Here is a 2,133-nt window from a genome sequence, read left to right as displayed (position 1 = left end):
ATTTCCCGAAAGAATTCTCCTTCCTCAAGCGTGTGAAGGGCGTAGCCAAAAGGTTTTCCTTTTTATTTTGCCTCTGATATAATCAGTCTTATAAATTATAAAGGCTGGTATATAAATGAAATTAGATAGTAATAACCATTCAGTATTCTTGTTATATTATCACCTTGTATTGGTCGTGAAATACAGAAGAAATGTGTTTGATGATGATATGTCAGACTATGCAAAAGATATGTTTGTTCGACTATCTGAAAACTATAACATTACATTAGTTGAATGGAATCATGATGTAGACCATGTTCATATTTTGTTCAAGGCACACCCTAATACAGAAATGACAAAATTCATCAATGCTTATAAAAGTGCAAGTTCTCGACTTATTAAAAGAGACTTTCCACAAGTGAAAAAGAAACTTTGGAAAGAGATGTTTTGGTCAAGAAGTTTTTGCTTGCTAACTACTGGTGGTTCGCCAATAGACGTAGTAAAAACATATATTGAAAATCAAAGTGAAAAGTGAGGTGAAATGATATGACAAAGCAGAATAAAGCATATAAATTCCGTTTGTATCCAACAGAAGACCAAGTATATCTTATGCGTAAAACCTTCTTCGGTTGTGTACGTTTCGTGTATAACAGAATGTTAGCTGAACGGAAAGAAGCGTATGAAAAACATAAAGATGATAAGGATCAACTAAAGAAACAAAAGCTTCCCACTCCTGCGAAATACAAAGCAGAATTTGAGTGGTTAAAAGAAGTTGATTCATTAGCTTTGGGAAATGCTCAACTAAACTTGCAGACTGCCTATAAAAATTTCTTTCGTGGTCAAAATGACTTCCCAACATTCAAAAGCAAAAAAGACAGAAAGTCTTATACAACGAATGTAGTGAACGGAAATATTATGTTGCTTAACGGTCATATCAAATTGCCAAAACTAAAAATGGTACGTATCAAACAGCATAGAGAAATACCACAAGACCATATAATCAAGTCATGTACGATTTCTATGACACCTACTGGTAAATACTATGTGTCCATTTTGACTGAATACGAAAAAGAGATCGTACAAAAAGAAGTAGAAACAGTTGTTGGATTAGACTTTGCGATGGATCAATTATACGTCAGTTCTGAGGATGAGAGAGCCAATTATCCTAAGTTCTATCGTGAAATGTTAGACCGATTAGCAAAGGCGCAACGAATATTATCAAGACGTACAAAAGGTTCAGGGCGTTGGAATAAACAACGTATCCGTGTAGCTAAGCTGCATGAAAAAGTAGCAAACCAACGTAAGAACTTCCTTCATCATAAGTCTAAAGAGTTAGCTACTCATTTTGATGTTGTAGCTATTGAAGATCTAAATATGAAGGGAATATCGCAAGCACTTCATTTTGGAAAAAGCGTCGCTGATAATGCTTGGGGTATGTTCACTTCTTTCTTAGCTTATAAACTAAATGAACAAGGCAAACAGCTTGTGAAAATAGACAAATGGTTTCCTTCCACAAAAACATGTAGCAGTTGTGGAAATGTGAAAAATATGTCATTGTCTGAGCGAGTCTATTCTTGTATATGCGGTGTAAATCTCGATAGAGATTATAACGCAGCTATCAATATCAAAAATGAAGCAATACGCCTATTAGCGTTAGCATAGATAGCAATAAAATAACCCTTGGAACAAGGGAGTTAGCTCGGCTGTCTTAGGACGAATGCGTTAGCTACCAAAAGTAACGACTAACCGAGAAGCCCCCACTTCAAACAGTCCGTTAGGACGTTAAGTGGCGGGTAGTTCACAGCTATGATAAGGATTCAACTAAGTAATATGATGAAAAATTTCTAAGATGAAAATTGTATTAGCTAGTGAGAAAGAAGTATGTTATTAAATATTAGGGGTACGAGAAGGTAAGGAATGTTAAGTGGCGGGTAGTTCACAGCTATGATAAGGATTCTAATATGATGAAAAATTTCTAAGATGAAAATTGTATTAGCTAGTGAGAAAGAAGTATGTTATTAAATATTAGGGGTACGAGAAGGTAAGGAATCCAAGGGAATGTAGAATATAAAAAGGAGTCGTTATTCGACTCCTTTTTATATGAGATAGCTTAATTATTGAAAATATTACCTACTGAAATACTTTTTCAATTGT

2 protein-coding genes are annotated in these 2,133 nt (G+C 34.6%); both read left to right on the top strand.

What is annotated here, in order from left to right; translation table 11 throughout:
* Positions 1 to 115: 115 nt before the first annotated feature.
* Positions 116 to 514 carry an IS200/IS605-like element ISBth16 family transposase gene (gene tnpA / locus DN403_RS26445; protein ID WP_000762752.1) on the top strand — a complete coding sequence of 133 codons (399 nt, stop codon included), beginning with the start codon at positions 116 to 118 and terminating at the stop codon, positions 512 to 514.
* Between the two features lie 11 nt (positions 515 to 525).
* Positions 526 to 1,641 carry an RNA-guided endonuclease TnpB family protein gene (locus DN403_RS26440; RefSeq protein ID WP_149185912.1) on the top strand — a complete coding sequence of 372 codons (1,116 nt, stop codon included), beginning with the start codon at positions 526 to 528 and terminating at the stop codon, positions 1,639 to 1,641.
* The last annotated feature ends 492 nt before the right edge of the window (positions 1,642 to 2,133 follow it).

The sequence above is a fragment of the Bacillus sp. AY2-1 genome (assembly GCF_008368965.1).
Taxonomy (GTDB): Bacteria; Bacillota; Bacilli; order Bacillales; family Bacillaceae_G; genus Bacillus_A; species Bacillus_A thuringiensis_S.
This window is presented reverse-complemented; position numbering and strand designations above follow the sequence as displayed.

Coding starts and splice junctions, on each gene's coding strand:
- tnpA (WP_000762752.1), top strand. CDS start 116: ATGAAATTAGATAGTAATAACCATTCAGTATTCTTGTTATATTATCAC.
- DN403_RS26440 (WP_149185912.1), top strand. CDS start 526: ATGACAAAGCAGAATAAAGCATATAAATTCCGTTTGTATCCAACAGAA.